We start from the raw sequence: 25,770 nt of genomic DNA, 5'->3' as shown, positions 1-25,770 counted from the left end.
CGGGGTGGTTGCATGGGTGCATGGCAACCGCAGAGAACTTTGTCTTAGCAATCGGGACCAAAAAAGGCCTCTGGCTGGCCACCAGCCAGGACCGGAAACATTGGTCCTTCTCCGGCCCGCATTTTCTGATGAGCGAAATCCCCAGCATCGGGATCGACACACGGGACGGCCGTACCCGGATCATGGTGGGCGTCAGGTCCGAGCACTGGGGCCCCACTGTGGCCCACTCCGATGACCTGGGCGCCACCTGGACCGAACCTGAACAGGGCGCCATCACGTTTCCCGAACACACCGGCGCGGCAGTGGAGCGCATCTGGCAGATCTACCCGGACGCAGAGTCGCGGCCAGGGGTGGTATGGGCAGGTGCCGAACCGATCTCGGTCTGGAAATCCACCGACGGCGGCGAGCATTTCGAACTCAACCGCGGGCTCTGGGACCACCCTCATCGCAGCGACTGGGGTGCGGGCTACGGCGGCGCCGCCGCCCACTCCATCGTGGTCAATCCGGCAGGGGACAACGTCCACGTCGCCATGAGCACCGGCGGTGTGTACCGCTCGCTCGACGGCGGTGAGTCCTGGGAGCCCCGCAACAAGGGTATTTCGGCCTACTTCATGCCGGACCCCAATCCTGAGTTCGGTCAGTGCGTCCACAAGATCGCGGCCGATGCTGCGGTGGTCGGACGGCTGTACGCGCAGAATCATCACGGCGTCTACCGCACGGATGACAACGGCGAAAACTGGAACTCCATCGCCGAGGGACTTCCGGCCGACTTCGGTTTTGTGATGCTGACGCACCCCCGCCGGGAAGGAACCGCCTGGGTTGTGCCGCTCAAGGCCGACGGCGAGCGGATCCCGCCCGAAGGGAAGCTTGCCGTGCACCGAACGGACGATGCCGGGGCCACCTGGAAGCGCCTGGACACGGGCCTGCCCGAGGGTGAGTACAACAGTGTGCTTCGTGACGCCGCTGGCGTGGATTCATCCGAGCCGGCCGGCGTCTACTTCGGAACGCGCGGCGGCACGGTGTACGCCAGCGCGGATGAAGGGGAGACGTTTGCTGAGGTTGTCAGCCATCTCCCCGACGTCCTGTGTGTCCGCGCCGCCGTAGTCTCTGCGGCTGGACTGGCGGTTCCGGAAACGGCAGCGGCCCGCGGTGCCTGACATCAGCGTAGTTCTTCCCAGCATCCTCCACCCGCTGGCTGGCGGGCAGTCCATCCTGACTGCGCCCGCCGAAGGGACGGTGACGGTGCGAAGCCTGCTGGATTCGGTGACCGCGGGTTACCCGGTGCTGGCCAGGCGGCTGCGCGACGAAACCGGCGCACTTCGCCGCTACGTGAATATTTACGTTGCCGGTGACGAAGTGCGCCGGCTCCAAGGCTTGGAAACCGAGGTGTCGCCCGGCCAAGAGGTGCTGGTCATCCAGTCGGTGGCCGGAGGTTAAGCCAGGCGGCTCCATAACGGCGGGCAGTCCTAACTGACTACGGCCCGGCGTCGTGGTGCTGATGGTGTGTGGAATGGCGGCGCCCGGTCAAGCGATGCGCCAGACGCTGCATTCGTCCGTATTGATTGCTTTCCGCATGCCGGTGTGGTGGTCCATGATCCAGACAACGCCGATGCCCGGGGCGGTCTCTTGGACGCTGCCTCGGCGGACCACCACGTCGTCATAGCTGGGGCCTACAGAGAGGCGGGCTTCGATTTCATCGCCGCGGTGGAGCTGGTCCAGGGCGCGGACTCTTGCTACATGGGCTCTGGCTTCCTTCAACATGGGTGCCTCCTGGCTGGAGCTGGTGCCTGCGCTTGCCGGCACTTCCAGTGTGGCTGGGCAATGTTGCGCCCTGGTTTCCTCAACGTTAGGAGCCGGTTAGTTCTCCGCGATCGATTCGTTTCCGCTGGCACCACAGGATTCGGCGAATGCCACGCGTCAAACCCCGCCGGGGCCTTCAGCTGGGCATCGTGCCAGTTCAGGCCTACCGCCGAGGGCCCTCCCGGGCAAGAATGGGCACTATGCAACTTCCCGTGATGCCTCCCGTCCCCCCCATGCTCGCCAAGGCCGTCAGCGGGATGCCCGACGGGGCCCTCAGCTATGAGCCCAAGTGGGACGGGTTCCGGTCCATCATCTTCCGTGACGGCGATGAGCTGGAGATCGGCAGCCGCAACGAAAAGCCCATGACCAGGTATTTTCCTGAGCTCGTGGAGGCCCTGAAGGAGAACCTGCCGCCCCGTTGTGTGCTGGACGGCGAGATTGTCCTGGTGGGGGCATCCGGTGACCGGCTGGATTTTGACGCCCTGCAGCAGCGCATCCATCCCGCCGCCAGCCGGGTAAAGCTCCTCGCCGAACGGACTCCGGCCAAGTTCGTGGCCTTTGACCTGCTGGCCCTCGGCGGCGACGACTACACCGGCCGGCCCTTCGCCGAGCGTCGGGCAGCGCTGGAAAAGGCGCTTGCGGGCAGCAAGGCTCCCGTCCACCTCACGGCGGCAACCCAGGACAAAGCGGTCGCTGAACAATGGTTCCAGCAGTTCGAAGGCGCAGGCCTGGACGGGATTGTGGCCAAGCCGCTGGACGGTATCTATCAGCCGGACAAACGCGTGATGTTCAAGGTCAAGCACGAACGTACGGCCGATTGTGTGGTGGCCGGCTACCGCGTGCACAAGAGCGGGCCGGACGTGATCGGCTCGCTGCTGCTGGGCCTGTACAAGGACGACGGCGGCCTGGCCAGCGTGGGAGTGATCGGCGCCTTCCCCATGAAGCGCCGGCAGGAGCTTTTTGCCGAACTGCAGCAACTGGTCACCGACTTTGACGGGCACCCGTGGGCATGGGCCAAGCAGGAGGAAGGCGATCGGACACCGCGGAACGCCGAGGGCAGCCGGTGGAGCGCCGGCAAGGACCTGTCCTTTGTGCCGCTCCGGCCCGAACTGGTGGTGGAGGTCCGGTACGACCATATGGAAGGTGAGCGTTTCCGCCACACTGCCCAGTTCAACCGCTGGCGGCCGGACCGGGACGCCGCATCATGCACCTACGGACAGCTGGAGGAACCGGTCAGCTTCGACCTTGCCTCGGTCCTGGACACCGGACGGCCGTAGGCGCACGGTCCCCGGAAGGCCACCCAAGCCGTCGCCCGCCGTCGTACGATCCTGACCCGATTGCCTCTCCGGTAAACCGGCGGCCGGCTAGCTCTTGCGGGTCTGCCCGAACAGGCATCAAAATGCCCCCAAAATGCGAATCTGAGCGAATTAGCTGCCAGTTCGTGCAAGGCGCCATAGACTCGAGCCAACTACGTCCGTAAGGGAGTTGGCGGTTTGAAACTGGGCATACCGCGGGAACGGCATGAGGGTGAGCAGCGTGTGGCCGCCACGCCGGAAACGGTCAAGCAGCTGGCAGGGCTGGGCCTGGAGGTCCTGATCGAAGCAGGAGCCGGGGCCGCCGCCGGCCATTCTGACCACGATTACGCCGATTCCGGTGCCCGAATCGTCCAGGACCTGGATCCCGGTGACCTCGATGTCCTGGTCCACGTCCGCCCGCTGGAACCCCCGACGGCGGCAGCCCTGAAAAGGGGCACTGTCACCGTTGGCCTGGCGTCGCCGTCGTCCGAGCTCGCCACCGTGCAGGCGCTCGTGGAGGCCGGCGTGACCGCCTTCGCCCTGGAACTTGTCCCGCGCATCTCCAGGGCCCAGTCCATGGATGCGCTCAGCTCCCAGGCCCTGGTGGCTGGCTACCGCTGCGTGCTGGAAGCCGCCATCCGGCTCCCGCGCTTCTTCCCGCTGTACATGACCGCTGCCGGCACCGTCCCGCCGGCCCGGGTGCTGGTGCTCGGCGCCGGGGTTGCCGGGCTGCAGGCCATCGGCACCGCGAAGCGGCTGGGGGCCAGGGTCTCTGCCAACGACATCCGGCCCGCCTCCGCCGACGAGGTCGCGTCGATGGGCGGTACGTTCATCAAACTTGATCTGGAAACGGCGGAGGCATCGGGCGGCTACGCCCGCGAACTCAGCGCCGACCGCGGCGCCCTGCAGCGTGAACTCCTCGCCCCGCACGTCGCCATGGCGGATGTCCTGATTACGACGGCGGCCGTCCCGGGCAGGCGCGCACCGCTCCTCGTTAGCCACCAAATGGTGCAGGGCATGCGCCCCGGCTCCGTCGTCGTCGACCTCGCCGCCGAGTCCGGCGGCAACGTGGAGGGTGCCGTTCCCGGCGAGGACATCCTGGTGCCCACCGCTGACGGTCAGGGCCACGTCACGCTGGTGGGGCTGAAGGATGCGCCGTCCGCGATGGCGCAGGACGCATCGCGGCTGTACGCCAAGAATGTGGCCAACCTGCTCGCACTGATGATCCGGGAAGGCACCGTTGCCCCCGATTTCGCGGACGAGGTGGTAGCCGGAGCGTGCCTGACGCACGACGGCGCGGTGCGGCACCTGCCCACGGCCGAGGCTCTGGCGGCACTTGTGCCTGCCCTGCCCGACCATGCGCCCCGGGTGCAGAACGACAGGGTCCAGACAGAGGGGGGAATCTGATGGACGGCATGAGCCTGCTGACGGTCACCGTGCTGGCGGTGTTTGTGGGCTTCGAGGTGGTTTCCAAGGTGTCGAGTACCCTGCACACCCCGCTGATGTCCGGCGCCAACGCCATCCACGGCATCATCCTGGTGGGCGCCATCATTGTGGCCGGGCAGGCCGCGGACCCGTGGATCCTGGCCGTGGCGCTCCTCGCCGTGGTGCTGGCCACCGCCAACCTGGTGGGCGGCTTTGTGGTGACAGACCGGATGCTGCATATGTTCCGTGCCCGGAAGGACGTCGCCAGCCATGGAGCCCCGGTCCATGGCGCCCCGGTCCAGGGCGCCCCGCTCCAGGAATCCACCGGTAAGGAGGACCCGAAGTGACTCTCCTCGATCCGGTCTGGACCTCGCTTCTCTACCTCGCCGCCGCGGTGTTCTTTATCTTGGCGCTTCGCGGGCTCAGCTCGCCCCGGACCGCCCGCCGCGGCAACCTCATCGGTGCGTTCGGTGCGTTGCTCGCCGTCGTTACGGTCTTCCTTTCCGCCCGGCTGGACAACATCCCCTGGATCATCGGTGCCATCGCGGTGGGGACCGCAGTGGCCGCGCCGGTGGCCCGGCGCGTGCAGATGACCCAGATGCCCCAGCTCGTCGCGCTGTTCAACGGGGTGGGCGGCGGCGCCGCAGCCCTGGTGGCGCTGCTGGAACTCAGCCATACGGCCGACCCCTGGGTCCGCGTCGCAATCGTGTTCACCCTCCTGGTGGGCGCCGTTTCCTTTGCAGGCTCCGGGGTCACTTTCGCCAAACTCCAGGAGCTGATGACCACCCGCCCCGTCGTTTTTCCGGGCCTCCCCGTGGTGATGGCCGCGGTGCTGCTCGCAGCGGTGGGCACCGCCGGCGCCGTCGTCCTGACCGGTTCCCCGGCGCTTGCGGTGCTGCTGATGGTGCTGGGCCTGGCTGCCGGCGCGCTGCTGGTGCTGCCGGTGGGCGGTGCGGACGTGCCCATTGTCATCTCGCTCCTGAACGCGTTCACCGGCCTGGCCGTGGCGGCGTCGGGCGTGGTGTTGGGCAACGTGCTGCTGGTGGTGGCCGGCACGCTGGTGGGCGCATCCGGTACCATCCTCACCCGGGCCATGGCGGCCGCGATGGGCCGCAGCGTGGCCGGCATCCTGTTCGGTGCGTTCAAGGGAGGTTCGACGGCGGGATCCACCGCCGTGAGCGAACGTCCCGTCAGGTCCTCCAGCGCGGAGGACGTCGCGGTGCTTCTGGGCTACGCGCAGCGGGTGATCATCGTCCCCGGCTACGGCCTGGCCGTGGCCCAGGGCCAGCACACCGCGGCCGAGCTGGCCCTGGCACTCGAGGCCCGCGGCATCGAGGTGGACTTCGCCATCCATCCCGTGGCCGGCCGCATGCCCGGGCATATGAACGTGCTCCTGGCCGAGGCCAACGTGCCGTACGAATCACTCAAGGAGATGGGCGAGATCAACTCCGAATTCCGCATGGCCGACGTCGCTTTGGTGGTGGGCGCCAATGACGTAGTGAACCCGGCAGCGAAGACGTCCTCCGGCTCGCCGATCTACGGCATGCCCATCCTGGAAGTGGCCGACGCCCGCCAGGTGATCTTCCTGAAACGCTCCATGCGGCCCGGTTTCGCCGGAATCGAGAACGAGCTCCTGTACGAGCCGCAGACCTCGCTGCTCTTTGGCGACGCCAAGGATTCACTCGCCAAGGTGCTGGGCGCGGTGAAAGCGCTGTAACGAAGTACGCTGTCCCCAGGCCCACATTCCCATGTCAGCGAAGGACACCATGACAGCCAACAGCTCCACTTCCCTCAAGCGCCCGGCCATCATCATCAACCCTGCCAAGCCGGTGGACATCGACGTGCGTGCCCTGGCGGCGAAGCACTGCTCGGAGAACGGCTGGGGTGAGCCCATCTGGCTGGAGACCACCAAGGAGGACCCCGGCGTCGGCCAGGCGAAGGAGGCACTCTCGCAAGGGGCCGACGTCGTTATTGCCGCCGGCGGCGACGGTACCGTGCGGTGTGTGGCCGAGGTCCTGTCCGGCGGCGACGTGCCCATGGGGTTGCTTCCGTTTGGCACGGGAAACCTGCTGGCCCGCAACCTCGGCATGGACGTCACGGACTTTGACGGTGCCATGGCGGGGGCGCTGGTGGGCACCGAACGGAAGATAGACGTGGTCCGGGCCGTCCGCAATGACCCGGACAAGGAGCAGGTCTTCCTGGTGATGGCCGGCGTGGGCTACGACGCGACCATCATGGCGGATACCAACGAGGACCTCAAGGACAAGGTGGGCTGGCTGGCGTACGTTGACGCCGGCATCCGGAACCTGCCGGGCAAGCCGGTGAAGGCGACCATCGTGATCGACGGCAAGGACGTGGTGCACCGCGGCGTCCGCAGCGTAATGGTGGGCAACTGCGGCAAGGTCCAGGGCGGACTCGAGATCTTCCCGGACGCAAAGATGGACGACGGGCTGCTGGACGTCGCGGTGCTGGCCCCGAGGGGGAAGCTCGGGTGGTTCTCCGTGATCGCCGGCATGATCGGCAAGGGCCGCGGAAAGGACACGTCCGTGGAGTACTACCAGGGCAAATCCGTGGAGATCACCCTCGAACACAACGATGACTACCAGCTCGACGGCGACCACGAAGGCGACGGCAAGCACGTCCTGATGACCCTTGAGCCCGGCGCGCTGACCATCCGGATGTAGCCCAACCAGGCTGCTGGAACAGCAAGCCACTGACCTGCTGCCTGGCCGTTAGCCGGCCAGCAGCCTGCCCCACCTCGGTGCGAGCAAGGGGGACCCGGCAAGTTTGAGGCAGTGCCACAGCGTCACGGCCACGGAGTCCAGCACCGGAACTCCGGTTTCTGCCTCCACTTCCGCCGCGATGTTGGCGCCGTACAGGTTGGTGCAGAGGTAGACCAGGGCGTCCGGACGGGCTGCGGCCAGCTCCAGCGACCCCGGCCGCATCTCGTCGTCCGTGACCCGGGCGAACGACTCGTTGTCGCTCAGCCCCAGGGCGCGGTGGCCGATGGTCTTGATCCCGTCCCGCTGGTAGGAGTCCATAACCGCGCGGTTGACGTCCTCCGTGTACGGCGTGAAAAGCCCTATCCGCTCTGTGCCGAAGGACTCGAAAGCCTCCAGATAGGCCAGCGTGGACGTGGTGGCCGGGATGCCCGTCGCGTCCGTGATTTCGCCGGCCAGCTCCCGATCGTGGTCCGCGCCGAGCCAGGAGCCGGCCGTGCCGTTCCAGGCGATGACATCCACATCGGCCGTTGCCAGCAGCTCGGCGGCGGTGCGCATAACCGCGGGGTCGAACTGCTTGTCCGAGGAGTCATCCAGGGCGATCCGGGTGACGGGGATCCGGGTGAAATGGATGGTGACGTCGTCCCGGTCGCCCAGGATGCGGTAGCTCTGCGGCTCCAGGCAGGTGTTGGAGGACGGCACGATCATGCCGATGCGGGTCTTGCGTGCTGCGGAAGGCATGGCTGCTCCTACTTTGCTGCGGAGAGGGTTGCGGGGGTGGTGGCGCGGGCGGAATCCGCGGCGGACGCGAGATGTTCGCGGAAGCCGTTGCGGGCCACGAAACGCCCCACGGCGCCGGGATCGTGGAAGCCGGCACCGTCGAGCACCACCCGCCCGGCGGACACCACGACGGCGGGCCAGCCGGTGAGCGTCCGGCCGTCGAACGGCGAGAAATCAGTGCCCATGTGCAGCGCGCCGCCGTCGACCGTCCGTTCCTTGGCGGGGTCGAAGATCACCAGGTCGGCGTCGAAGCCTTCGGCGATGGTCCCCTTGCCGGGGACCGCGTTGATGCGGGCCGGACCCGCGGCGAAGACTTCTACGAATTCTTCCACCGAGCTGCCGGCGGAAGCCATGGCCGTGAAGGTGACGGGCATCCGGGTTTCCACACCGGGCAGACCGTGCGGCATGGCGCGGACGTCGTCCGTGCGCTCGCGCTTCTGGGAAAGGTCGTAGCAGGAGTGGTCCGAGGCGACGGTGTGGATGGCGCCGCCGGCCAGCCGTTCCTTGAGTGCGGCCACGGTTTCGGGGCTGCGCATTGGCGGGCAGCAGGCGTACCACTCCGGGAACGCTGACCCGTACACCGTGTCATCGAGGGTGAGGTAGTGCGGGCACGTCTCGGAATAGGCTTCCTGTCCGCGGGCACGTGCCTCGGTGACCAGATCCACGGCGCCCGGCGTGGACTGGTGTACGAAGTACACGGGGGCCTGGGTGTACTCGGCCATGGCCAGGGTTTCCTTGACCGAGATTTCCTCGGCGAGTTCCGGCCGAGTGCGGTGCAGGTGTTCGATACCGATCCTGCCGTCGTCGGCGTGCTGCTGCGTGCAGTCGCTGATGATGGGGTCGTGTTCGGCGTGGATGTAGGTGAGGCCGTCGAGCCGGACCATCTCGCGCATGACCTTCAGGATGGTGTCCCCGTCCGCCATGGTGCTGCCGCGGTTGGTGGTGTACATCTTGACGGACCGGACGCCCTCGGCGGCGAGCTGCTCCAGCTGCCACGGCACGGTTTCGTCCCAGCTCACCACCGCACCGTGTAGGGCAACGTCGCAGCGGGACTCAACGGCGAGTTCCTTCTTGTGCAGGACGGCGGCCAGTGGGGTTTCCTGGGCGTCCCGGGGGATGCCAAAGTCGATGATCGTGGTGGTGCCGCCCCACAGTGCCGCGGTCGAAGTGGTGCGGTAGTCGTCGAGGGTGCGGAAGCGTCCGGTCACCTGGGCCACATGGCAGTGGCCGTCCACGCCGCCGGGAATCACCAGCCGGCCGGCGGCGTCGATGGTGCGTTCGGCGGCGGGTATGGCTTCCGAGGCTTCCACGAGTTGGGTGATCAGGCCGTCCTGGATCACGACGTGGGCGTTCTGGCGGCCGAAGCTGTTAACTACTGTGGCGTTGGCGATGACAAGGTCGGGCTGGCGGGACATCGGGGTCCTCCTAAAGCTGTGAAGCGGCGTGTGCGGACTGGGCGGCGGCCATGGCGGCGTCGAGGTTTTCGGAGAGGCCGTTGCGGGCCTTGACCGGCGGCGGCGCGAAGGCCCCGGCCCGGTGCGGTCCGGACTGAAGCCCGACGACGGCCTCCGCGATGCGGATGCCGGCTGAGATGCCGTCCACCACCGGAACCGGGATCTGGCCCCGAAGTTCGCGGGCCAGCCCGGCAAGGGGCGCCCCTGCGAGGATCACGACGTCGGCGCCGTCCTCGGTCACGGCCTGCCGGCTGAGTGCCAGCAGCGTTTCCTTGAAGTCGTGCTGCACGGACCCGATGCCGTTGAGGCTTTCGTTGATGGAGCGGATGGAGGCCAACCGGCCGCCGAGGCCGAAGCGTTCCACGCAGTCCAAGTACCAGGGTTTGATCCGGTCCGAGATGGCGATGATGGAGAAACGGTGGCCCTGCAGTGCAGCGGCGCACAGGGCGGCTTCCGTAATGCCGATGACGGGCACGTCAGTGAGCTCCTTCAGGGCAGGCAGGCCCGGATCGCCGAAGGCCGCCACGACAACACCGTCGATGCGGTCCCCGCGTGAGGCGCCGTCAGAGATGGTGCTGCTGGCAGCGTCTGCGGTGTATTCGGCGATGACCTCTGCCACGGCGCCGGCGGCGATCAGGGACTCAAAGCGGGTTTCGATGTATTCGACGCCGTGCCCTGCCGTGCGGACCACGAGTTCGGTGTCCGGTGCGGCCGAGCGGAGGGCTTCGGATTCAATCAGGGCCGTAACGTCGTGGCTGATATTGGGGTTGATGATAAGGAGTTTCATTTTTTCTTCCGGTGAAGAGCGGGTTCTGTTTTCTGGAAGTCGTCGGGGAACTGCTCGCGGTACTTGCCGATGTGCGACGCAGACTGGGCCGCGGCACGGTCCGGATCGCCGCTGGCAATGGCGCCGGACAATTCCCGGTGTTCCTGGATCAGTTCGGGCAGGTCGCTGACGTGCCGGAACAGCCAGTGCATGCGGCCCTGCAGCGGTTCCAGTGCGGATTTGAGGAAGCCGTTGTCCGCGATCCGGGTGATGGCGTCGTGGAATTCGCTGTTGGCCCGGTGGGCTTCCATGACGGCGCCCTTGGCGAGGCAGCGTTCGGCCTCCTCCAGCAGGCCGTCAAGGTAGCCCAGGTCCTCCGGTGTTGCGCGGACGGCGGCAAGCCGGCAGGCCAGCACCTCCAGTGACTGCCGGACGTCGAAGAGATCCTCCACGTCCTTGGGGCTGAGTGAGCTGACCTCGGCTCCGCGGGCTCCCCGGTCGCTGAGGAGGCCCTCCTGGCGCAGCATCCGGAGCGCCTCGCGGACCGGCAGCCGGGAGACATTGAACTCGGCTGCGAGGTCACGCTCCACCAGCCGTGTGCCGGGAGCGTAATGCCCTTCAAAGATCCTGGTGCGGAGGGTGTCCCGGACAGTCTCGCGGAGGGGGCGTTCCTTGTCCTGGGTCTCTGCGGCGGTAAGCATGGTGCTCCATTCGGATTCTTTGGTGACGTTACGCTCCCGGCGGCCGGAAGATGGTGCTGTGGCCTAGCTTAGGGCGGGCCGGCCTGGACGGTTGTCCTATACAGGTGGCCTAGACGGGAAGCCGCTTGTTGTAGTTCAACGTCAGGACAGAGGCGCCCATAATGATTGCGGATCCCACGAAGTACAGCAGAGCCCACGTGTAGGAGCCGGTCGCCCCGACGATCAGGCCCACGGCTATCGGAGTGACGAAACCGGCGATGTTACCGCTGAAGTTCATGGCGCCGCCCAGGACACCGGCGTTCGTCCGGCCGCCCAAGATGGAGGGGATGCTCCAAAACAGGCCCACCCAGCGGAGGAAGAACATGACCACGGACAGGAGGACTACAGCGGTTGTCGAATCGGCAACGATGGTAACTCCGATGAGGCCGCCGATTACTACGATGCTGGAGATACCGAGAAGGGTCCGCATAACGAGGTTGGCCGAAGCTCCGGAGTTGCGCCATTTGTCGGCGATGGTGCCGCCCAGGATTTCCCCGACGAATCCGGCCCCGAAGATCACGAAGGTGGACCAGCCGATGGTCTTGAGGTCAAAGCCCTTGGCCTGGGCGAGGTAGAGCGGGCCCCAGGTGAGCAGGCCGTAGAACACGCCGTTGAAGCCCAGCCATCCGAAGCACATGGCCCAAAAGGAACGGAACTTCAGGTAGGGGAGCAGGGCACGCTTCCCCTGGCTGCCGTCGAGTGCGGCTTCGGCGTCCTCGGCCGCGTGGGAGGCCTCAAGGTATTCCGCCTCGGCGGCGTTGACTCCGCGGTGCTGGCGCGGGTTGTCGCGAACGTACCACCAGACGGCGAGGCCCATGAGCACGGTCGCGGCGCCCGCGATGATGAAGGAACTCCGCCAGCTGCCCGTCGATGCGATCAGGCCCGCGATGAGGATGCCGCCCAGCCCCGCGCCCAAGGGAGCTCCGGCGTCAAGTATGGTGGCGCCGCGGCCGCGTTCGGATTTGTGCATCCAGATGGCGTTCAGCTTACCGCCGGCCGGCATGACGCCGGCCTCGGTGACCCCGATGCCCAGCCGGGCGATGAACATGCTGAGGAACCCGCCGGCCAGGCCGGAGGCAGCCGTCGCGGCGCCCCAGCCGACGCAGGACGCGGTCATCACTTTGCGGGGGCCGAACTTGTCGATCAGCCAGCCGACCGGGATCTGCATCAGGGCGTAGGTCCAGAAGAAGGCCGAGAGCAGGAGGCCCACGAGCTCCGGGGGCATGTTGAATTCCTTCTGGATGATGGGCAGGGCGACCGAGATGGATCCCCGGTCGATGTAGTTCACGGAGACGAGGACCAGCAGGAGCAGGAACATTTTCCAGCGGACGCTGGTGCGACGTTGCATCCCGTCCTTTTGCTGTTCGCCGCTGGTCGCGGGGTTCAAGGTGCCGTCAGCGGTTACTGTTTCGGTGTTCGGAATAGACACAGCTTCTCCTTCACGGGGAAGTTACGGATGGGGAACGGAGAGATCCGGAATTTGGAAAGTATGGCCCGCGGGTGTGCGGGTGATAGAAGAATGTGGCTCCGGATTGCGCGGTGGGAAGCGCCGGAAAATGTCTTGAATCTTTTGGGATCCCGTTTTGGGATCCCAAAATTAAAGATAGAAGTGACCCGCGCCACTGTCAAGGCTTTTCTTCAATTGCGCCGGTGTGGGCCTTAAAAACGGATTGTGACTGGCTGCGCTGCGGCATGGAGAAGTGTGGTTCGACCTTCCCCATGCCGGGTCAGGTCCGACGGCGGCCAAGTGCCGGGGCCCTTGTGCCTGGGCGCTAGCGGGAGTTTCGTGGCTAACGGATTCCCGGAGTCGAAAAGATCGGGCCAAACTCATAATTTCCGTCGCTGACCCGCGCGTTTAGGCGTGTCGGTCGTGGACGGGCGTGATCGAACCGTGTTGGACCTAAAGTATGGCAAGCGTGCATGGGAAGACGATCAACGGGCAAACGTACTATTACCTGCGTGAAGTCGCCCGGGTCGATGGCAAACCCAAGATCGTCTCGCAGCGGTATCTGGGCAAGGCCGAAGACATCGCCGAGGCAATGGAAGGCGCCTCGGGCATGCCGGCACGCACCAGGCCGCTGGCCTTCGGTGACGGCCGATCAGCAACTGCGTTCCGTGAGCAGGTCCTCCAGAGGCTGGCCCGGCACGGAGTCGCGCTCCTGATGCTCCGGGAAATTCCGAGCCCCATATGTAATGCCGTGCGGCTCCACCATCGGCCCGATCACCGCCACGCGTCTGGGGATCAGGACCGTTGATGTTGGTGCGCCGCTGCTGTCCATGCACTCGGCCTGCGACCTCTGCGGCCTCGGGGATCCGCACCGGCTGGCGAAGGTGGCCGGGCTGTTTTTCCGGACTGCGGCGTAGGCTCCGATCCGGGACTGAGATTTCCGCCTCGTTTCATAATTGCCCGGCGGAAAACTTTCCTTGCTTTCTGGTGTTCCCGGCTGTGAGGATGTCCGGTTTCGCCTGACGTAATCTGTGTAACTGCATAGGAGGTCAGCGCTGGCGTGCGGTCTAGGGTGAAACAAGAATGTGGTCCGAGACACAGAATTGCTGAACCGATCCGGACCCGGAAACCAACCAAAGGACGGCGCATCAATGCACGCTGACCAGCAGCTCTCAAAATCACTGAAACCACGGCACCTGTCCATGATCGCCATTGCCGGCGTGATCGGGGCGGGGCTGTTTGTGGGGTCCGGCGCGGCCATCCAGCAGGCGGGCCCGGGCATCCTGATCGCCTACATGGCCGCCGGTCTGGTGGTCATACTGGTGATGCGGATGCTGGGGGAAATGGCCGCTGCCAACCCGGAAACCGGCTCGTTCTCTACCTATGCGGACAAGGCACTGGGCCGCTGGGCCGGATTCAGCATCGGCTGGCTGTACGCCTGGTTCTGGATCATTGTGCTGGGAATCGAAGCGACGGCCGGTGCAGCCATCATGCACCGCTGGGTGCCCGGCATTGATCAGTGGGTCTGGGCCCTGTTGCTTATGGTGCTGCTGACACTCACCAACCTGGGTTCGGTGAAGTCGTTCGGCGAATTCGAGTTCTGGTTTGCCTCCATCAAGGTGACCGCCATCGCGCTGTTCCTGCTCTTCGGCATCGCCGCCATCCTCGGCCTGGTTCCCGGTGTTCCGGCGCCGGGACTCAGCAATCTGACAGGAAACGGCGGCTTCCTACCCAACGGGCCTGGGGCCGTGCTGGCGGGCATCCTGGTGGTGGTGTTCTCCTTCTTCGGAGCAGAAATCGCCACCATTGCCGCCGGAGAATCCGAGAACCCGGTGGACGCCGTCAAGAAGGCAGTGAAGTCCACTGTGTGGCGCATTCTGGTCTTCTACATCGGTTCCATCGCCATTGTGGTTACCCTGCTGCCGTGGAACTCCGCCAACGTGGCCAAGAGCCCGTATGTTGCCGTTATCGAGCTGTTCGGTATCCCCGGGGCCGGCACCATCATGGACATTGTGGTGCTGACGTCCGTGCTTTCCTGCCTCAACTCAGGCCTGTATACGGCGAGCCGTATGCTGTTCTCCCTGTCCCGGCGAGGCGATGCGCCCAAGTCATGGATGAAGATCTCCAAGCGCGGCGTTCCGGCTGCTGCCGTGCTGGCCTCCACCGTGGTCGGCTTTGTCACTGTGGGGCTTAACTACGTGGCACCGGACACTGTTTTCCTCTTCCTGGTGAACACCTCCGGCGCCATCGCGTTGTTCGTCTGGCTGGTGATCGCCGCCTCGCAGCTGATCCTGCGCCGCCGGATGGGTGCGGCGGCCAAGGACCTGGCCCTGAAAATGTGGCTCTTCCCCTATCTGACGTGGATTGCCATTGCCAGCATCGCTGCCCTGATCATCGGCATGCTGATCCTGGAAGCAACCCGCGAATCGCTGCTGCTTTCGGTTGCACTGGCTGCCATAGTGGTGGGCATCGGGGTGTGGCGCTACCGGAAGGGTGGCACAGCGGCCGTTTCGGCAGCTGCGGCCGACGCCTCTGAGGTAGCTGGGGCGGAAACCGAAGCGGTCGGCGCAGGCGCGGGCCCGGCGTCGTAATTTCCCCGGCTTTGAGGCGTCCGTGCGGCGAGTCGCCTCAACCCGCCCGGGTTTATGGTGCGTTCTGAGCCAAAAGTGGGTAGATTCCGGCGGCGCAATCGGCCGTAAGGACACCTGGGCTGGTTTGAACGTGAACGGATCCGGGCACTTGGATCTGCCCCGTCCAGGGAAGCCCGCCACGGAGATGGGGTAATCCGGGGCAGCCAGGCTGCCGCAAGTGGCTGCCCGCTAACTCTTGGACCTGCCTGAGGCAGAGGACCGGGCGTCGCCGCGCTTTTGCTCACTTCCCGCCGGAACATGGCGACGCAGCATGGCGTTCGCCGGCGCCAATCCTGGCCTGGCGCTGCGTCCGGTGTACCGCCACGGCGTGCAGGTTCCCGGCGAACCCGCCAGTTGCTTCGCCTCGTTCTGGATGGCCGACTGGTCCCGCTGGGGCACCGGAAACGCCTTGCTGATCGTCACCCTCCAGGGCTGGCGCAGTTACGGCACTTTGCGTCCACGCTCGCCTCGGAACTGACCCAGCACTTTCCGGAGGCGGCCCGTTTCCCGCTGAACCAGCTGACCCACACACGGGACGAGTTCGACCGCGCCACCGGGCGCAAGGCAGAGCTGGAAATATCCGGTGCTGGACCGCCGGCACTTTTCTGCACGGGACTTTCAGCTGGGGCGACAGCACGGCTTCAATGAACAATGTCTACCTGCCGTGAAGCACCGGACTGCTCACTGAATTCGGGGTCGAATGGCCCGGTGCGGCCACCGTATACCCGGGGCCCCGGGGGCCGTCATCGTCCGCCCATATAGGGGTGGCTTGTGAAAAAGTGAAATATCCGACTAAGGTTTTACCGATCGTCGTAGTGGCCTGTATTTGCCGGGTTTGATGTGGTTGGCGCGCGGCCAGGTGTAGCCGCCGGTGAGGTTGGTGTGTTCCCAGCCGAGGGGTGAGAGGAACCGCAGCAGGTCAGGGTCTGTGGTGTTGCCGTCCTTATGGTGGATCTGTTCCTGATCACGCGGGCCTCTCCCGGGCTCACAAGCTAGGACGCCTCCAGGAGTACAGGCCCCCGCGAGAACGCTAGCCCAGGCTTAGGGCGGATCATCGACAAGCCCTGCGTGGTCCACGGGGAACTCGCCGTCCGCAAAGTAACTAAACTGACGCTCACCTTCGACCACCGCGTCTGAGACGGCGGGACCGCGGGCGGATTCCTGCGCTACGTGGCCGACGCGATCGAGAATCCGGGGTCGGCTCTGTCGGACATGTGAGGCGACGGAACGCAGTTGTGCCGGTGACACTCGCCTCTCAGCCGTACCCGTGCCTTTCGCTCCCGCCGGTTGGGGCTAGCCTTGGGCTAGCGGACGGTTACGCCCCCCTTACGTCTTGTCCAGGAGTCACCCTGGCCAGCAGAGTCCGCGCGGCCATCTGGGCCATCTTCCGTGTCGCCGGGGACAGGTACGCACCCTCCCGCTGGATCAGGGCGATCGTGTCATACAAAGGTTCGGCAAAAGGGACCGCGTGGACGTTTTTCGGAAAGCCCGGGCCGTTGACTATTGCCTGCGGGACAAAGGTATCCGCCGCTCCGGTGGCGACGAGGCCCAGGGCGGTATCGACATGTTCCACCTCGATTGCCGGATCGATTTTCAGCCCTTTGAGCCGTGCTCGCTCCAGGACTTGCCGCCTCGTCGGGTCTTGCCAGCCAGCGAAGGCGTCATACAGGACCAGCTTTGATTCCGTCAGTTCCTCGATGGTCACCGGACCACGCGTTGGACTCCGGGTGGCCGATACGTAAAAAACTTCGTCACGGAACAGGGGCCGGACCTGAAGGCCAGCCTCTGCCACGGGCAGGACGATCAGCCCTGCTTCAATTTCTCCCGACAGTACTGATTCCGCCACGGCCAAGGAATTCAGCCCGACGAGGCGCACCTTTACCTTGGGGTAGCGACGGTGGAAGCGCTGCACCAGGTCGGCCAGGTCGTAGTGGGCGCCGTACCGCAGGACACCGAACGTGCAGACGCCTCCTTCGAGTGATGACATGGATTTCAGCGCCTCCACGCCGGTGTCGAACGAGGTGACGGACTGCAGCGCATGCACCTGCAGTTCGACGGCGGCCGTGGTGGGTAAAAGACGCCGCCCGCCCCCGGGTAAAGAGCCTGTGTTCAAGCTCGTGCTCCAGCCGGCCGATGAGCTCGGACACTGAAGCCTGGCTTGTTTCCAGTTTTCGTGCCGCGGCAGCTCGGCGAACTCGCCGCCACCCTGGCCCGGGGCAAAACCCGCCGCAGCAAAGACGAGGTTCAGTCTGCCATCACCAAGATCACCCGGCCCCGCTGGGTCGACCGGGTCATCACCACCAACCTGACCGGGCAGACTCCCGCCGAGTTCCGCCTGGCTTCAAAATCGACGAACAAGCGCGGCAGGAGCTGGAGACAGAATTCTTCGGCAAACGCATCCTGGTCACCGACCACGACGACTGGCCCATCGCCGAGGTAGTTGCCGGCTACCGCTCCCAATCCGAGGTGGAGGCCGGATTCCGTTAGCTTAAAGACACCAAAACCGTCTCGTTCTCGCCCATGTTCCACTGGTCCGAGCAAAAGATCCGCGTGCACGCCTTCTTACTGCGTCCTGGCCCTGGCAATAGCCAACCTGATGCGCCGCGACGCCGAACAGGCCGGCATCCACCTCAGCGTCCGGGAACTGCTGGCATCACTGGGATCCATCCAGGAAACAGTCCTGCTCTACCCCTCCACCGGCGGCCGGCCCAAGGCCCGCCGCATCCTCACCGACCACGACGCCACGGCCGCCAAACTCAGCACGCTCTTCGGCCTGAACGCCTACGCCCCACGGACTTAGGTCATACACTCAGGGACCCGGGAAATCCCCGCTGACCAGCACAAACACTCCCTCAACAACCCGCAGCCCGGAAACTCCCGCTAGTGCTGGCAGCTGGCGGCAGGTCGGTGGGCCAAAATTTCGGCGAGCTCGGCGAGCCGGTGCGCGCGGGCTGACTCGGCGGGTGTGAACGGTTCGCCGGGACGGGCGAACGTGATGGGTCCGTGCCAGGCCGTGGGGATCTTCAGGCGGGCGCCGGCGTCGTCCTTTTCCAGGACCGCCTCCGCAGGCGTAAGGATGCGGGCACGAAGCAGCTCGGCGACGGCCAGCGGCAGCTCGTCAGGGGCATCGGCGATCCGGGCCGCCAGGCTCAGCGCCTTAGTCTGGCCGTCCGCCATGGCCAATGCGGTGGTGGGCCAGACCCGCGACCGCGAGCCGCCGCCGTCGTGCAGTGCCTCCAGCAGGTGCCGTTCACTGAGGTTCCCCGGCGCCGAGAGCACAAACTCGTCCAGCACGCCGCCGGCAACCGGGTGGACGTGGATGCTGAGGATGTTGGTGTCCAGTCGGGCCAGCGCCCGGGTGATTTTCTGCAGCGAACCTGGATGGTCCTGGAGCACCGTTCGCGCCCGCCACAACGCCGGTGCGCTGCCCAGCTTCCTGTGGTGCCGGAGGGCCGGCGCGTGCAGCCAGCCGCGGAGGATCCGGGCGGCTGAGGGCTCCGCCACCCAGATCACCAGCACGGTGGCGGTGAACGTGAGGACCAGGACCTTGGCAAAATACGGCAGGTGAGTTTCCACTACGAGGGCATGGACCAGCAGTTCGATCGGGAGCATAACGGCCACGTTGGCCAAGGTCAGGCGGGTCTTGGTCGGTTCCGGCATCAGGCCGCAGACTTCACAGCTCAAATCAGCCGCGGGAGGCTTCCTAGGGGCAGGCTTCCTTGTGGTGGGCTTCATGCCTCAAGGATCACAGGGTGGTGTTTCGGCGGCGTTGCCCTGCAGTTCCGATCGTGGGAACAGGCTGCCGTAGGATCAATGTGGACGTCCGCGCGGCCGCCAGTGATGTACCGGTTGGACTGCAGGAAGGCGCCATCAGCACGTGAAGATCCTCGCTGAGATTTTCAGCATCGCTCCCGCAAACAAGGACCACCGGCCGGCCCTCCGCTGTGCTGTGGGAGTGTTTATTCAGCTTCTCACCCTGGTAGTGACCGGCGGCTGTTCAGTGGCCATCTCCTGGCTTCGGGCTCGACGAGACGGTGATCGGTGCCGCCGTCGGGATCGCCGTGGTGCTGGCACCTGTCCTCCGGCATCGGGTGCCGCGGGTGCCGCAGGTACCGGGTTCGCCGGGTGAGATCTGAGGCGGATGGAATCCGGAGCCGGGAGGGTTGCCGGGCGCGGCGCCAGGCCTCAGGAGCCCAGCTGGCCGCTGGATTCCTCGAGGTAGCAGGACCCGCACAGGGATTCGTACCAGACGTCCTGGCCGTCGATGGCCACCTGATCGCCGTCGAACACCACCTTGTTGCCAACCCGCCGGGTGTTGAAGATGGCCTTGCGCCCGCACCGGCAAATGGTCTTGAGCTCTTCCAGCGTGTGGGCCACCTCCAGAAGCCGGCGTGATCCCGGGAAGGCATGGGTCAGGAAGTCGGTCCTGATGCCGTAGGCCAGTACCGGGACGTTGTCCAGGACGGCGATGCGGAACAGGTCATCCACCTGGTCCGGCGTCAGAAACTGTGCCTCGTCCACCAGAAAGCAGGCCACCGGCTTCTGGTCCATGTGCTCCAGCAGAGCATCCGGGTCATCGCCGGCCGCATGGGCGGCGAAGAGTTCGCGCACGGGGGTGGTGGCGGCCAACAGGAAGTCCACGGACCGTGTCATGCCCAGCCGGGACACAATGTCCGTATCGCCTTTGGTGTCCACGCCGGGCTTGGCCAGCAGGACGCGCTGTCCGCGCTCCTCGTAGTTGAAGGCGGCCTGCAGGAGTCCGGTGGACTTTCCGGAGTTCATGGCGCCGTAGCGGAAGTAGAGCTTGGCCAAGAGAGTCCTTTCAAGGGTCCGGCTATCGATCCTATGCCGTACGACCCAGGGGCCCATGGTGGTGCCGTGACGCGGGGCCGGCCAGCGTAAGGCGCGTCCCGCCGTCGTTAGTCCTGGATGAGCGTTTCGGTCAGGTGATGAGTGGGAATCCGGTCCCGCTCATAGGTGATTTCGGTGTAGCCGTGTGGCTCGGGCTTGCCGGCCGGGCTGAGGTTCACGAAGACGATCTCTTCGATGGTGAGGATGCTCTGGCGCGTGATCATGTTGCGCACTTCGGCGCGCATGGTCAAGGATGTCCGGCCGAAGCGCGTTGCCGTCAGGCCCATCTCCACCAGGTCGCCCTGCACGGCGGAGCTCACGAAGTTGATCTCCGAGATGTACTTCGTAACGGCGCGGCCGTTGCCAAGCTGGAGGATGGCGTAGATCGCGGCTTCCTCATCGATCCATTTCAGCAGGCTTCCGCCAAAAAGGGTTCCGTTGGCGTTCAGGTCCTCCGGCCGGATCCATTTGCGCGTGCGGAAGGTGATGTCCGTGGATTCCATATGGCGAGGTTAGCGTGCCGCGGCGCACGTTACGTCGTGTCGGTTGTTGTGTAACGGGCCGCCGCCCGGATTTGGCTCAGGCCATCGCAGTGTGGGCGGCGCTGTGCGAGTCAATCGACTTGGCGTAGCAGTACGAATGCTCCACGCCCACGTAAGCGCCAAAGTTGGGGACGGATTCGAAGCCGGAGTTCTCGTAAAAGTTCCGGCCGTCCGGCTGCGCCGAGCCTGCTTCGGCCTTGATGCGCGTGATGCCCTGCTGGTGCGCCTCTGCTTCGAGCGCCGCCAGAATGGAGCTGGCCACGCCTGATCCCCGCGTATACGGGAGTACGTAAAGCCGCTTGATTTCGGCCGAGGCGCTGTCCAGGAGCCTGAGTCCGCCGCAGCCCACGGGCTGTCCCGAGCCTTTGTCGTACGCCACGAGGAACACTGCACAGTCGGCGCCCGACGGCGGGGTCCCCGGTTCGTGGTCCGGGGTACCGAAGCGGGCGTCCAGTTCCGCCTGCTGGGCCCTGCGCAGATCGGCGCCCACGGGGTTGGACCAGGTGACCGAACGGATGTTGAGCCGCGGATTGGTCTGCATGACTGCCTCGTTTCGCCGAAGGGTGATGCAGAACAAGCCTACGGGCCCACCATTAACGCCGTGTTTCCTGCGCGTAAGGGGATGGAGAACTTGGCCGCTACCTCTGGGTACCGGTGGGGTCCTCGGCGGTCGGATCTGTAAGGGCGAGGCCGCCCACCGGGCTCCCATCCCAGTGGATCAGCTTCCAGCCGGCGCCGGCGTCCCCTTCCAGGGCCACGATGCCGGTGTTGGACAGGACATGCCGGGCGGCGAACTCATGGTCGGCGCCCGCGGCTCGGAGCCCTGTCCACGTGCGGATGGCCGCGCCATGGCTCACTACGGCCGCGACGGCGGGGCCCCCGTTGCTGGCCGCGCGGTCGGAAATCCGGTTGATGGCGGCGTCGAACCGTTCGAAAAAGTCGTGGCCGTTCGGGCCGGCAGGCATCCTGCGGTCCAGGTCACCGGCTGCCCACGCAAACACCGTGCCCATGTACCGCATGTGCGATTCATGGTCGGTCAGTTTCTCCAGTGCCCCTGCCTCGATTTCGTGCAGGCCATCCAGGATTTCAACCTCAAGCCCGTGGAGCCGTGACAGCGGGGCGGCCGTAATCTGGGTGCGCAGGAGCGTGGACGCGTACAGGGCGCCTATCTGCTCGTTGGCCAGGGACCGTGCCATGGCCTCTGCCTGGCGTTCGCCCAGTTCTGTTAGCCCCGGCCCGGGGTGGGCGGTGTCCAGTTGGCCGAGAACGTTTCCGGGGGTCTGTCCGTGGCGGATGAGGAGCAGCTTCATTACTCCAGTTTCGCATCCGGCGGCGAGATCCGGCGTCTGACTGCCGTGCCGACGTCGTACGTTCCTGCCCGGTTGCTGGTGCCCTCGGGTGGCAGGAAAGCGCCGGGCCCTCAAAGGACCCGGCGCCGCCGTCGTACGTTTATGACTGGTGGTTACTGAACACTCGACCACCGGGCTGCTTACTTGAGGTGGTCCACCAACTGGTCCGCGATGCCGGTGTATTTGCCCGGTGTGAGGGCGAGAAGCCGTGCCTCGGCCTCGGGGGAGAGTCCCAGGCTCTGCACGAATTCCTGCATGCGGGCGGCATCCACACGCTGGCCGCGCGTGAGGTCCTTGAGCCGCTCGTAGGGGTTTTCCATGCCTTCGACGCCGGCGATCGCCTCGGCGCGCATGACCATCTGGATGGCCTCGCCCAGGACTTCCCAGTTGGTGTCCAGGTCGCCGGCGAGGACGTCTTCGGCAACGTCGAGGCGGTCCAGGCCCTTGGCCACGTTGGAGATCGCCAGGAGGGAGTGGCCGAATGCCACACCGATGTTGCGCTGGCTGGAGGAGTCGGTGAGGTCGCGCTGCCAGCGGGAGGTCACCAGCGTGGAGCCCAGCACGTCCAGGAGGCCGGAGGAGATTTCCAGGTTGGCCTCGGCGTTCTCGAACCGGATCGGGTTGACCTTGTGCGGCATGGTGGAGGAGCCGGTGGCGCCGGCCACGGGGATCTGCGCGAAGTAGCCGATGGAGATGTAGCTCCACATGTCCGTGCAGACGTTGTGCAGGATCCGGTTGAACCGGGCGACGTCAGCGTAAAGCTCGGCCTGCCAGTCGTGACTTTCGATCTGGGTGGTCAGGGGGTTCCAGGTCAGGCCCAGGCCCTCGACGAAGGACTTGGCGACGTGCTGCCAGTCGGCGCCCGGAACGGACGCGACGTGGGCGGCGTAGGTTCCGGTGGCGCCGTTGATCTTGCCCAGGTATTCGGTCTTGGCGATCCGGTCCAGCTGGCGGCTCAGGCGGTGCGCGATGACGGCCAGTTCCTTGCCCAGCGTGGTGGGCGTGGCGGGCTGGCCGTGCGTGCGGGACAGCATGGGGACGGCGCGGTTGTCCTCGGCCATCTTGCTGATCTGGGCCACGAGGGCGCGTGCGGCGGGCAGCCACACGTCCTCAACAGCACCCTTGACGCCCAGGGCGTAAGCAAGGTTGTTGATGTCCTCGGACGTGCAGCCGAAGTGGACCATGGCGGTCAGGCTCTCGATGCCGATGGCGGGCAGACGGCGGGCGATGTAGTACTCAACAGCCTTCACATCATGGACCGTGACCGCTTCGATTTCGGCGAGTTCGGACACCGAGGCGGAGCTGAATTCGGTCACGATCGCGCGGAGCTTATTCTGCTGTTCCGCGGTGGGCTGGACTGCGCCGGGAAGGACGTTATTGCTGGTCAGGTGGATGAGCCACTCGACTTCCACGCCCACACGGTCACGGTTCAGGGCTGCCTCGGACAGGTAGTCAACGAGGGGCGCGACGGCGGACTGGTAACGGCCGTCCAGCGGGCCCAGGGCGATCTGGTCCGGTGACGCGGCGAGGGCCAGGCGTCCAGAGGGCGTGCGGGTATCAGCTGTGGCGGCAGTTTCAGGCATGTGCTGATTCTTTCATGAACTCTTCAGTGCCGCTTAAGCCGACCGTCTGATGTTCACAACGGCGCGACTTGTCCACATAGCCGACGGCGATGCTTCCGCCGTGCGGGCGGCCTTGCGTAGCGTCGGGGTTCGGGACTTGGCGTTGACGGATCAGATATTCGTACGGGTCGCCGGAAGGGGGGATCGGGCATGGGCAGTGACGTGACGGCAGCCGACATGGCGGCATGCATGTCCCGCGGTTATGAGGTTCAGCAGTTGGCGGCCCGGGTTGATCTTTGCTTGGGGAGGGTGGAAAAGGTCCTTGGCGGCTTTCGCGAGATCCAGCTCCTGGACTGGCAGTCGCCTGCGGGGCAGGCATACCGGAATTCGGTAGCCCTACAGGAGACGGCGCTCGGAAAGGCACGCGTGCGGCTCGAGGACGCGTTGTCTTCGGTGCGACGCCACGCGCAGGCGGTGGGAGCTTCCGCCGGCAACCCGGCGGGGCGGTACTGATGGCCGAGGTAACCCCGTCCGGGAGCGGCGGACCAATCCAGTTGACAGGACCTGCCGTGGACGGCGGAATGGAAATCAGGGGCGGCGTTGGCGGCATCAGTTTTCAGCTGGAGGAGCTCATAGGCGGCGCGGAGAAGCTTGACGCTGCTGCAGGGGAGCTGGCTGCCGTGGAAGTGGAGGTGCGCCGCATCTGGGAAGACCTGTGTCCGTACCAGGATGAAGCGCGAACCACCGGGACGGCGGCCCTGATTGGCGTCGGCGAGGCACAGTGGAGCGTCCAGGCCGTGCGCGCGGAGCTGCAGAGAATCAGTAACCAGGTGCGCGCCAGCAAGCGGGACTACGAAACGGCTGAAGCCTGGGCGGGTTTCGGGCGCGGCATGGGCGGCGGCCTGACCAGCACGGAAACTCTCGGTCGGCAGGCGGGGGATCTCGGGTTGGGCTTCGTTCCCAACAGGGAAGTCACGGAGCTCGTCGCAGGCCCTTTGGCCATGGCCGCCTTGCTGGCAGTCTCCCCGGAGCGCTTTTGGGTAGCGCTCGCGGCAGACCTCGCGGCGGGAAGGCATATTGCGGCCGCCGTTCCTTTGCTCGCCGGTGTGTCCGGGCGTTCAAACCGAATCCTTCAGCCGCGATCGGTCACGCTGGAAAAGAAGGAGACGCTGCCCATTGAATTCGACGGCTCTCCGGCTGCGTTGTTGGCACGGGCGCAGATCATCGATGAACGCGGTGAAGGCTACATCGAAGTCGTCGAAGTGGATAAAGGGGGACAAAAGGCCTATGTGGTGGTCATTCCCGGAACCCAGGCCGGAGGTGAAATTGGCGGCGTGAATCCGTTCGATGAAGCCGGCATCGTTGAAGGGCTGGGCCATAGCTCCGCAGAAATCAACGCAGCGGTGTTGCGGGCCCTGCAGGATGCAGGCGCGGAAAGAGGGGCGCCTATCGTGGCGGTGGGCTACAGCCAAGGTGGAATCCATGCCATGAACCTTGCGGCCGACGAAGGGTTCCTCAACCAGTACGACATGGAGTATGTGCTCACTGCAGGGTCTCCCGTAGGGGGCATTGTTCCGGAGGCCGGCGTCACTGCACTCCATCTGGAGCATAGGCAGGATTGGGTGCCCGGAGCTGACGGCACACCGAACCCGGACGCCAGAAACCGGGTGACGGTGACCCTCAACAGTCCCGTCACCACGCCCGAAGGTGGTGAATTCGGCATCGGTCCGGGCCATCGGCTCAGCAACTACCAGGCAGGCGCCCGTCAGGTTGCAGTGAGCGAGGATCCTTCACTTATGGCGTCAACCGCGGTCCTGAGCGGCGTCCTGGGGGCAGGCGGCACGGCAACTGCCACCCGCTTCGCGCTGACCCGTTCGAAGCCACAAGAACCTGTAACGAAGCCCACGCCCGACCCCCCACCACGGCCCTCTGAGATCGGCCGGGCGCGGTGATCCGCCGGGCTAGCGCCGGCGGCCGCCCGGAACCCGGTTCGCGACCAGCGATATAAGCGTGATGATGATGGCTGCGAGGACTGCCGTCCAGAAGAACGAGTCGATGGTGAAATGCACCGGCGTGTAACTGCTGAGCCAGGACGTCAGATACAGCATGGCGGCGTTGATGACGATGGTGAAAAGGCCCAGCGTGAGGATGGTGATGGGCAAGGACAGGAGGCTGACCAGGGGGCGGACAAACGCGTTCACCACACCGAAGATCAAACCGATGAACAGGTACGCGAGGATGATGCCGACGGTCTCCGTGCCCTGCGTTACGCCCGTGTTGGCTACCGCCGCGGTGGTCGCCGATGTAGAGATATCCAGGCCCGGCAGTATCCAGCTGGCAATCCAGAGGGCCAGCCCGTTGATGAGGACTCGAACAATAAAGGAGAGCATACGCCCATGCTGTCACACT

Annotated in this window: 26 protein-coding genes and 3 pseudogenes; 15 read left to right on the top strand and 14 right to left on the bottom strand. The window is 65.6% G+C overall.

Annotated elements, in window-relative coordinates; translation table 11 throughout:
• Positions 1 to 20: 20 nt before the first annotated feature.
• Together ACQCSV_RS00640 and ACQCSV_RS00635 are read left to right on the top strand one after the other, a co-directional pair.
• Positions 21 to 1,157, top strand: coding sequence for an exo-alpha-sialidase (locus ACQCSV_RS00640; protein WP_354155640.1), 1,137 nt, complete (start codon positions 21 to 23; stop codon positions 1,155 to 1,157).
• On the top strand, positions 1,150 to 1,437 hold the full coding sequence (locus ACQCSV_RS00635) for a MoaD/ThiS family protein (RefSeq protein ID WP_354155641.1): 288 nt from the start codon (positions 1,150 to 1,152) through the stop codon (positions 1,435 to 1,437). Before ACQCSV_RS00640 ends, ACQCSV_RS00635 begins: the two co-directional genes overlap by 8 nt.
• A gap of 87 nt (positions 1,438 to 1,524) precedes the next feature.
• Here ACQCSV_RS00635 and ACQCSV_RS00630 read toward each other — a convergent pair whose 3' ends face one another.
• On the bottom strand, positions 1,525 to 1,761 hold the full coding sequence (locus ACQCSV_RS00630) for a hypothetical protein (protein ID WP_354155642.1): 237 nt from the start codon (positions 1,759 to 1,761) through the stop codon (positions 1,525 to 1,527).
• A gap of 239 nt (positions 1,762 to 2,000) precedes the next feature.
• Here ACQCSV_RS00630 and ACQCSV_RS00625 point away from each other — a divergent pair, with 239 nt between their 5' ends.
• The 5 genes from ACQCSV_RS00625 (at position 2,001) to ACQCSV_RS00605 (ending at position 7,204) form a co-directional block, all read left to right on the top strand.
• Entirely contained in the window at positions 2,001 to 3,077 is a 1,077-nt protein-coding gene (locus tag ACQCSV_RS00625) for an ATP-dependent DNA ligase (protein WP_354223359.1), read from the top strand.
• Positions 3,078 to 3,293: 216 nt separating this feature from the next.
• Positions 3,294 to 4,502: a Re/Si-specific NAD(P)(+) transhydrogenase subunit alpha gene (locus ACQCSV_RS00620; RefSeq protein WP_354155644.1), complete on the top strand. Its 1,209-nt coding sequence runs from the start codon at positions 3,294 to 3,296 to the stop codon at positions 4,500 to 4,502.
• Complete coding sequence (locus ACQCSV_RS00615) at positions 4,502 to 4,867, top strand: NAD(P) transhydrogenase subunit alpha (RefSeq protein WP_426938995.1); 366 nt, start codon at positions 4,502 to 4,504, stop codon at positions 4,865 to 4,867. The genes ACQCSV_RS00620 and ACQCSV_RS00615 overlap by 1 nt, the downstream gene beginning before the upstream one ends.
• Complete coding sequence (locus ACQCSV_RS00610) at positions 4,864 to 6,237, top strand: NAD(P)(+) transhydrogenase (Re/Si-specific) subunit beta (RefSeq protein WP_354155646.1); 1,374 nt, start codon at positions 4,864 to 4,866, stop codon at positions 6,235 to 6,237. Before ACQCSV_RS00615 ends, ACQCSV_RS00610 begins: the two co-directional genes overlap by 4 nt.
• A 49-nt stretch (positions 6,238 to 6,286) precedes the next feature.
• Positions 6,287 to 7,204: a diacylglycerol kinase family protein gene (locus ACQCSV_RS00605; protein WP_354155647.1), complete on the top strand. Its 918-nt coding sequence runs from the start codon at positions 6,287 to 6,289 to the stop codon at positions 7,202 to 7,204.
• Positions 7,205 to 7,252: 48 nt separating this feature from the next.
• Here ACQCSV_RS00605 and ACQCSV_RS00600 read toward each other — a convergent pair whose 3' ends face one another.
• The 5 genes from ACQCSV_RS00600 to ACQCSV_RS00580 form a co-directional block, all read right to left on the bottom strand.
• Positions 7,253 to 7,981 carry an aspartate/glutamate racemase family protein gene (locus ACQCSV_RS00600; RefSeq protein WP_354155648.1) on the bottom strand — a complete coding sequence of 243 codons (729 nt, stop codon included), beginning with the start codon at positions 7,979 to 7,981 and terminating at the stop codon, positions 7,253 to 7,255.
• A gap of 8 nt (positions 7,982 to 7,989) precedes the next feature.
• Entirely contained in the window at positions 7,990 to 9,435 is a 1,446-nt protein-coding gene (locus ACQCSV_RS00595; protein WP_354155649.1) for an amidohydrolase family protein, read from the bottom strand.
• A gap of 10 nt (positions 9,436 to 9,445) precedes the next feature.
• Entirely contained in the window at positions 9,446 to 10,261 is an 816-nt protein-coding gene (locus tag ACQCSV_RS00590; RefSeq protein WP_354155650.1) for an aspartate/glutamate racemase family protein, read from the bottom strand.
• Entirely contained in the window at positions 10,258 to 10,941 is a 684-nt protein-coding gene (locus ACQCSV_RS00585; RefSeq protein ID WP_354155651.1) for a GntR family transcriptional regulator, read from the bottom strand. Before ACQCSV_RS00585 ends, ACQCSV_RS00590 begins: the two co-directional genes overlap by 4 nt.
• 109 nt (positions 10,942 to 11,050) lie before the next feature.
• Positions 11,051 to 12,409, bottom strand: coding sequence for an MFS transporter (locus ACQCSV_RS00580; protein WP_354155652.1), 1,359 nt, complete (start codon positions 12,407 to 12,409; stop codon positions 11,051 to 11,053).
• A 478-nt stretch (positions 12,410 to 12,887) separates the two neighbouring features.
• Here ACQCSV_RS00580 and ACQCSV_RS00575 point away from each other — a divergent pair, with 478 nt between their 5' ends.
• The 5 genes and pseudogenes from ACQCSV_RS00575 to ACQCSV_RS00555 all read left to right on the top strand — a co-directional run.
• The gene (locus ACQCSV_RS00575; protein ID WP_426938994.1) at positions 12,888 to 13,235 is read left to right on the top strand and encodes a hypothetical protein; all 348 of its coding nucleotides are present in this window, start codon (positions 12,888 to 12,890) and stop codon (positions 13,233 to 13,235) included.
• Positions 13,171 to 13,344 (top strand): annotated as a pseudogene (locus tag ACQCSV_RS00570) (M18 family aminopeptidase); the annotation flags it as partial. The gene ACQCSV_RS00575 and the pseudogene ACQCSV_RS00570, both read left to right, overlap by 65 nt.
• Positions 13,345 to 13,578: 234 nt before the next feature.
• Positions 13,579 to 15,018 (top strand): amino acid permease, encoded by a 1,440-nt coding sequence (locus tag ACQCSV_RS00565; protein ID WP_354155654.1) that lies wholly within the window; start codon positions 13,579 to 13,581, stop codon positions 15,016 to 15,018.
• Positions 15,019 to 15,328: 310 nt separating this feature from the next.
• The gene (locus ACQCSV_RS00560; protein WP_354155655.1) at positions 15,329 to 15,535 is read left to right on the top strand and encodes a hypothetical protein; all 207 of its coding nucleotides are present in this window, start codon (positions 15,329 to 15,331) and stop codon (positions 15,533 to 15,535) included.
• 545 nt (positions 15,536 to 16,080) lie between these two features.
• Positions 16,081 to 16,275: pseudogene (locus ACQCSV_RS00555) on the top strand (2-oxo acid dehydrogenase subunit E2); the annotation flags it as partial.
• Between the two features lie 97 nt (positions 16,276 to 16,372).
• Here ACQCSV_RS00555 and ACQCSV_RS00550 read toward each other — a convergent pair.
• Complete coding sequence (locus ACQCSV_RS00550; RefSeq protein ID WP_354155656.1) at positions 16,373 to 17,170, bottom strand: LysR family transcriptional regulator substrate-binding protein; 798 nt, start codon at positions 17,168 to 17,170, stop codon at positions 16,373 to 16,375.
• Positions 17,171 to 17,239: 69 nt separating this feature from the next.
• On the opposite strand from ACQCSV_RS00550, the pseudogene ACQCSV_RS00545 reads away from it, so the two are divergent.
• Positions 17,240 to 17,857: pseudogene (locus ACQCSV_RS00545) on the top strand (IS1634 family transposase); the annotation flags it as partial.
• Positions 17,858 to 17,937: 80 nt separating this feature from the next.
• Here ACQCSV_RS00545 and ACQCSV_RS00540 read toward each other — a convergent pair.
• The 6 genes from ACQCSV_RS00540 to purB all read right to left on the bottom strand — a co-directional run bounded on the left by ACQCSV_RS00540 (position 17,938) and on the right by purB (position 23,382).
• Positions 17,938 to 18,717 carry an ACT domain-containing protein gene (locus ACQCSV_RS00540; RefSeq protein WP_354155659.1) on the bottom strand — a complete coding sequence of 260 codons (780 nt, stop codon included), beginning with the start codon at positions 18,715 to 18,717 and terminating at the stop codon, positions 17,938 to 17,940.
• A gap of 525 nt (positions 18,718 to 19,242) precedes the next feature.
• On the bottom strand, positions 19,243 to 19,869 hold the full coding sequence (locus ACQCSV_RS00535; protein WP_354155660.1) for a thymidine kinase: 627 nt from the start codon (positions 19,867 to 19,869) through the stop codon (positions 19,243 to 19,245).
• A 107-nt stretch (positions 19,870 to 19,976) separates the two neighbouring features.
• On the bottom strand, positions 19,977 to 20,411 hold the full coding sequence (locus ACQCSV_RS00530; RefSeq protein WP_082575848.1) for an acyl-CoA thioesterase: 435 nt from the start codon (positions 20,409 to 20,411) through the stop codon (positions 19,977 to 19,979).
• Positions 20,412 to 20,487: 76 nt separating this feature from the next.
• Positions 20,488 to 20,991 carry a GNAT family N-acetyltransferase gene (locus ACQCSV_RS00525; RefSeq protein ID WP_354155661.1) on the bottom strand — a complete coding sequence of 168 codons (504 nt, stop codon included), beginning with the start codon at positions 20,989 to 20,991 and terminating at the stop codon, positions 20,488 to 20,490.
• A 97-nt stretch (positions 20,992 to 21,088) separates the two neighbouring features.
• Positions 21,089 to 21,760, bottom strand: coding sequence for a histidine phosphatase family protein (locus ACQCSV_RS00520; RefSeq protein WP_354155662.1), 672 nt, complete (start codon positions 21,758 to 21,760; stop codon positions 21,089 to 21,091).
• Between the two features lie 179 nt (positions 21,761 to 21,939).
• A complete protein-coding gene (purB, locus tag ACQCSV_RS00515) occupies positions 21,940 to 23,382 on the bottom strand; it encodes an adenylosuccinate lyase (protein WP_354155663.1) in 1,443 nt (480 codons plus the stop codon).
• A 189-nt stretch (positions 23,383 to 23,571) separates the two neighbouring features.
• On the opposite strand from purB, the gene ACQCSV_RS00510 reads away from it, so the two are divergent.
• Entirely contained in the window at positions 23,572 to 23,874 is a 303-nt protein-coding gene (locus ACQCSV_RS00510) for a hypothetical protein (protein WP_354155664.1), read from the top strand.
• Positions 23,874 to 25,313 carry a hypothetical protein gene (locus tag ACQCSV_RS00505; RefSeq protein ID WP_426938993.1) on the top strand — a complete coding sequence of 480 codons (1,440 nt, stop codon included), beginning with the start codon at positions 23,874 to 23,876 and terminating at the stop codon, positions 25,311 to 25,313. The genes ACQCSV_RS00510 and ACQCSV_RS00505 overlap by 1 nt, the downstream gene beginning before the upstream one ends.
• A gap of 9 nt (positions 25,314 to 25,322) precedes the next feature.
• Here the strand turns inward: ACQCSV_RS00505 and ACQCSV_RS00500 are convergent, their stop codons facing one another.
• Entirely contained in the window at positions 25,323 to 25,751 is a 429-nt protein-coding gene (locus ACQCSV_RS00500; protein ID WP_354155666.1) for a phage holin family protein, read from the bottom strand.
• Positions 25,752 to 25,770: the final 19 nt, after the last annotated feature.

Source organism: Pseudarthrobacter sp. S3 (assembly GCF_050156905.1).
Lineage (GTDB): Bacteria > Actinomycetota > Actinomycetes > Actinomycetales > Micrococcaceae > Arthrobacter.
Note: the sequence above shows the minus strand (reverse complement) of the source record. Positions and strands in the feature narration are given on the sequence as shown.

Excerpts from the sequence above, each read along its gene's own strand:
- ACQCSV_RS00590 (WP_354155650.1), bottom strand. The coding sequence starts at position 10,261 with ATGAAACTCCTTATCATCAACCCCAATATCAGCCACGACGTTACGGCC.
- ACQCSV_RS00505 (WP_426938993.1), top strand. The coding sequence starts at position 23,874 with ATGGCCGAGGTAACCCCGTCCGGGAGCGGCGGACCAATCCAGTTGACA.
- ACQCSV_RS00615 (WP_426938995.1), top strand. The coding sequence starts at position 4,502 with ATGGACGGCATGAGCCTGCTGACGGTCACCGTGCTGGCGGTGTTTGTG.
- ACQCSV_RS00595 (WP_354155649.1), bottom strand. The coding sequence starts at position 9,435 with ATGTCCCGCCAGCCCGACCTTGTCATCGCCAACGCCACAGTAGTTAAC.
- ACQCSV_RS00500 (WP_354155666.1), bottom strand. The coding sequence starts at position 25,751 with ATGCTCTCCTTTATTGTTCGAGTCCTCATCAACGGGCTGGCCCTCTGG.
- ACQCSV_RS00600 (WP_354155648.1), bottom strand. The coding sequence starts at position 7,981 with ATGCCTTCCGCAGCACGCAAGACCCGCATCGGCATGATCGTGCCGTCC.
- ACQCSV_RS00630 (WP_354155642.1), bottom strand. The coding sequence starts at position 1,761 with ATGTTGAAGGAAGCCAGAGCCCATGTAGCAAGAGTCCGCGCCCTGGAC.
- ACQCSV_RS00605 (WP_354155647.1), top strand. The coding sequence starts at position 6,287 with ATGACAGCCAACAGCTCCACTTCCCTCAAGCGCCCGGCCATCATCATC.
- ACQCSV_RS00640 (WP_354155640.1), top strand. The coding sequence starts at position 21 with ATGGCAACCGCAGAGAACTTTGTCTTAGCAATCGGGACCAAAAAAGGC.
- ACQCSV_RS00525 (WP_354155661.1), bottom strand. The coding sequence starts at position 20,991 with ATGCAGACCAATCCGCGGCTCAACATCCGTTCGGTCACCTGGTCCAAC.
- ACQCSV_RS00585 (WP_354155651.1), bottom strand. The coding sequence starts at position 10,941 with ATGCTTACCGCCGCAGAGACCCAGGACAAGGAACGCCCCCTCCGCGAG.
- ACQCSV_RS00520 (WP_354155662.1), bottom strand. The coding sequence starts at position 21,760 with ATGAAGCTGCTCCTCATCCGCCACGGACAGACCCCCGGAAACGTTCTC.
- ACQCSV_RS00530 (WP_082575848.1), bottom strand. The coding sequence starts at position 20,411 with ATGGAATCCACGGACATCACCTTCCGCACGCGCAAATGGATCCGGCCG.
- ACQCSV_RS00540 (WP_354155659.1), bottom strand. The coding sequence starts at position 18,717 with ATGCCGGAACCGACCAAGACCCGCCTGACCTTGGCCAACGTGGCCGTT.
- ACQCSV_RS00575 (WP_426938994.1), top strand. The coding sequence starts at position 12,888 with ATGGCAAGCGTGCATGGGAAGACGATCAACGGGCAAACGTACTATTAC.
- ACQCSV_RS00565 (WP_354155654.1), top strand. The coding sequence starts at position 13,579 with ATGCACGCTGACCAGCAGCTCTCAAAATCACTGAAACCACGGCACCTG.
- purB (WP_354155663.1), bottom strand. The coding sequence starts at position 23,382 with ATGCCTGAAACTGCCGCCACAGCTGATACCCGCACGCCCTCTGGACGC.
- ACQCSV_RS00560 (WP_354155655.1), top strand. The coding sequence starts at position 15,329 with ATGGCGTTCGCCGGCGCCAATCCTGGCCTGGCGCTGCGTCCGGTGTAC.
- ACQCSV_RS00510 (WP_354155664.1), top strand. The coding sequence starts at position 23,572 with ATGGGCAGTGACGTGACGGCAGCCGACATGGCGGCATGCATGTCCCGC.
- ACQCSV_RS00625 (WP_354223359.1), top strand. The coding sequence starts at position 2,001 with ATGCAACTTCCCGTGATGCCTCCCGTCCCCCCCATGCTCGCCAAGGCC.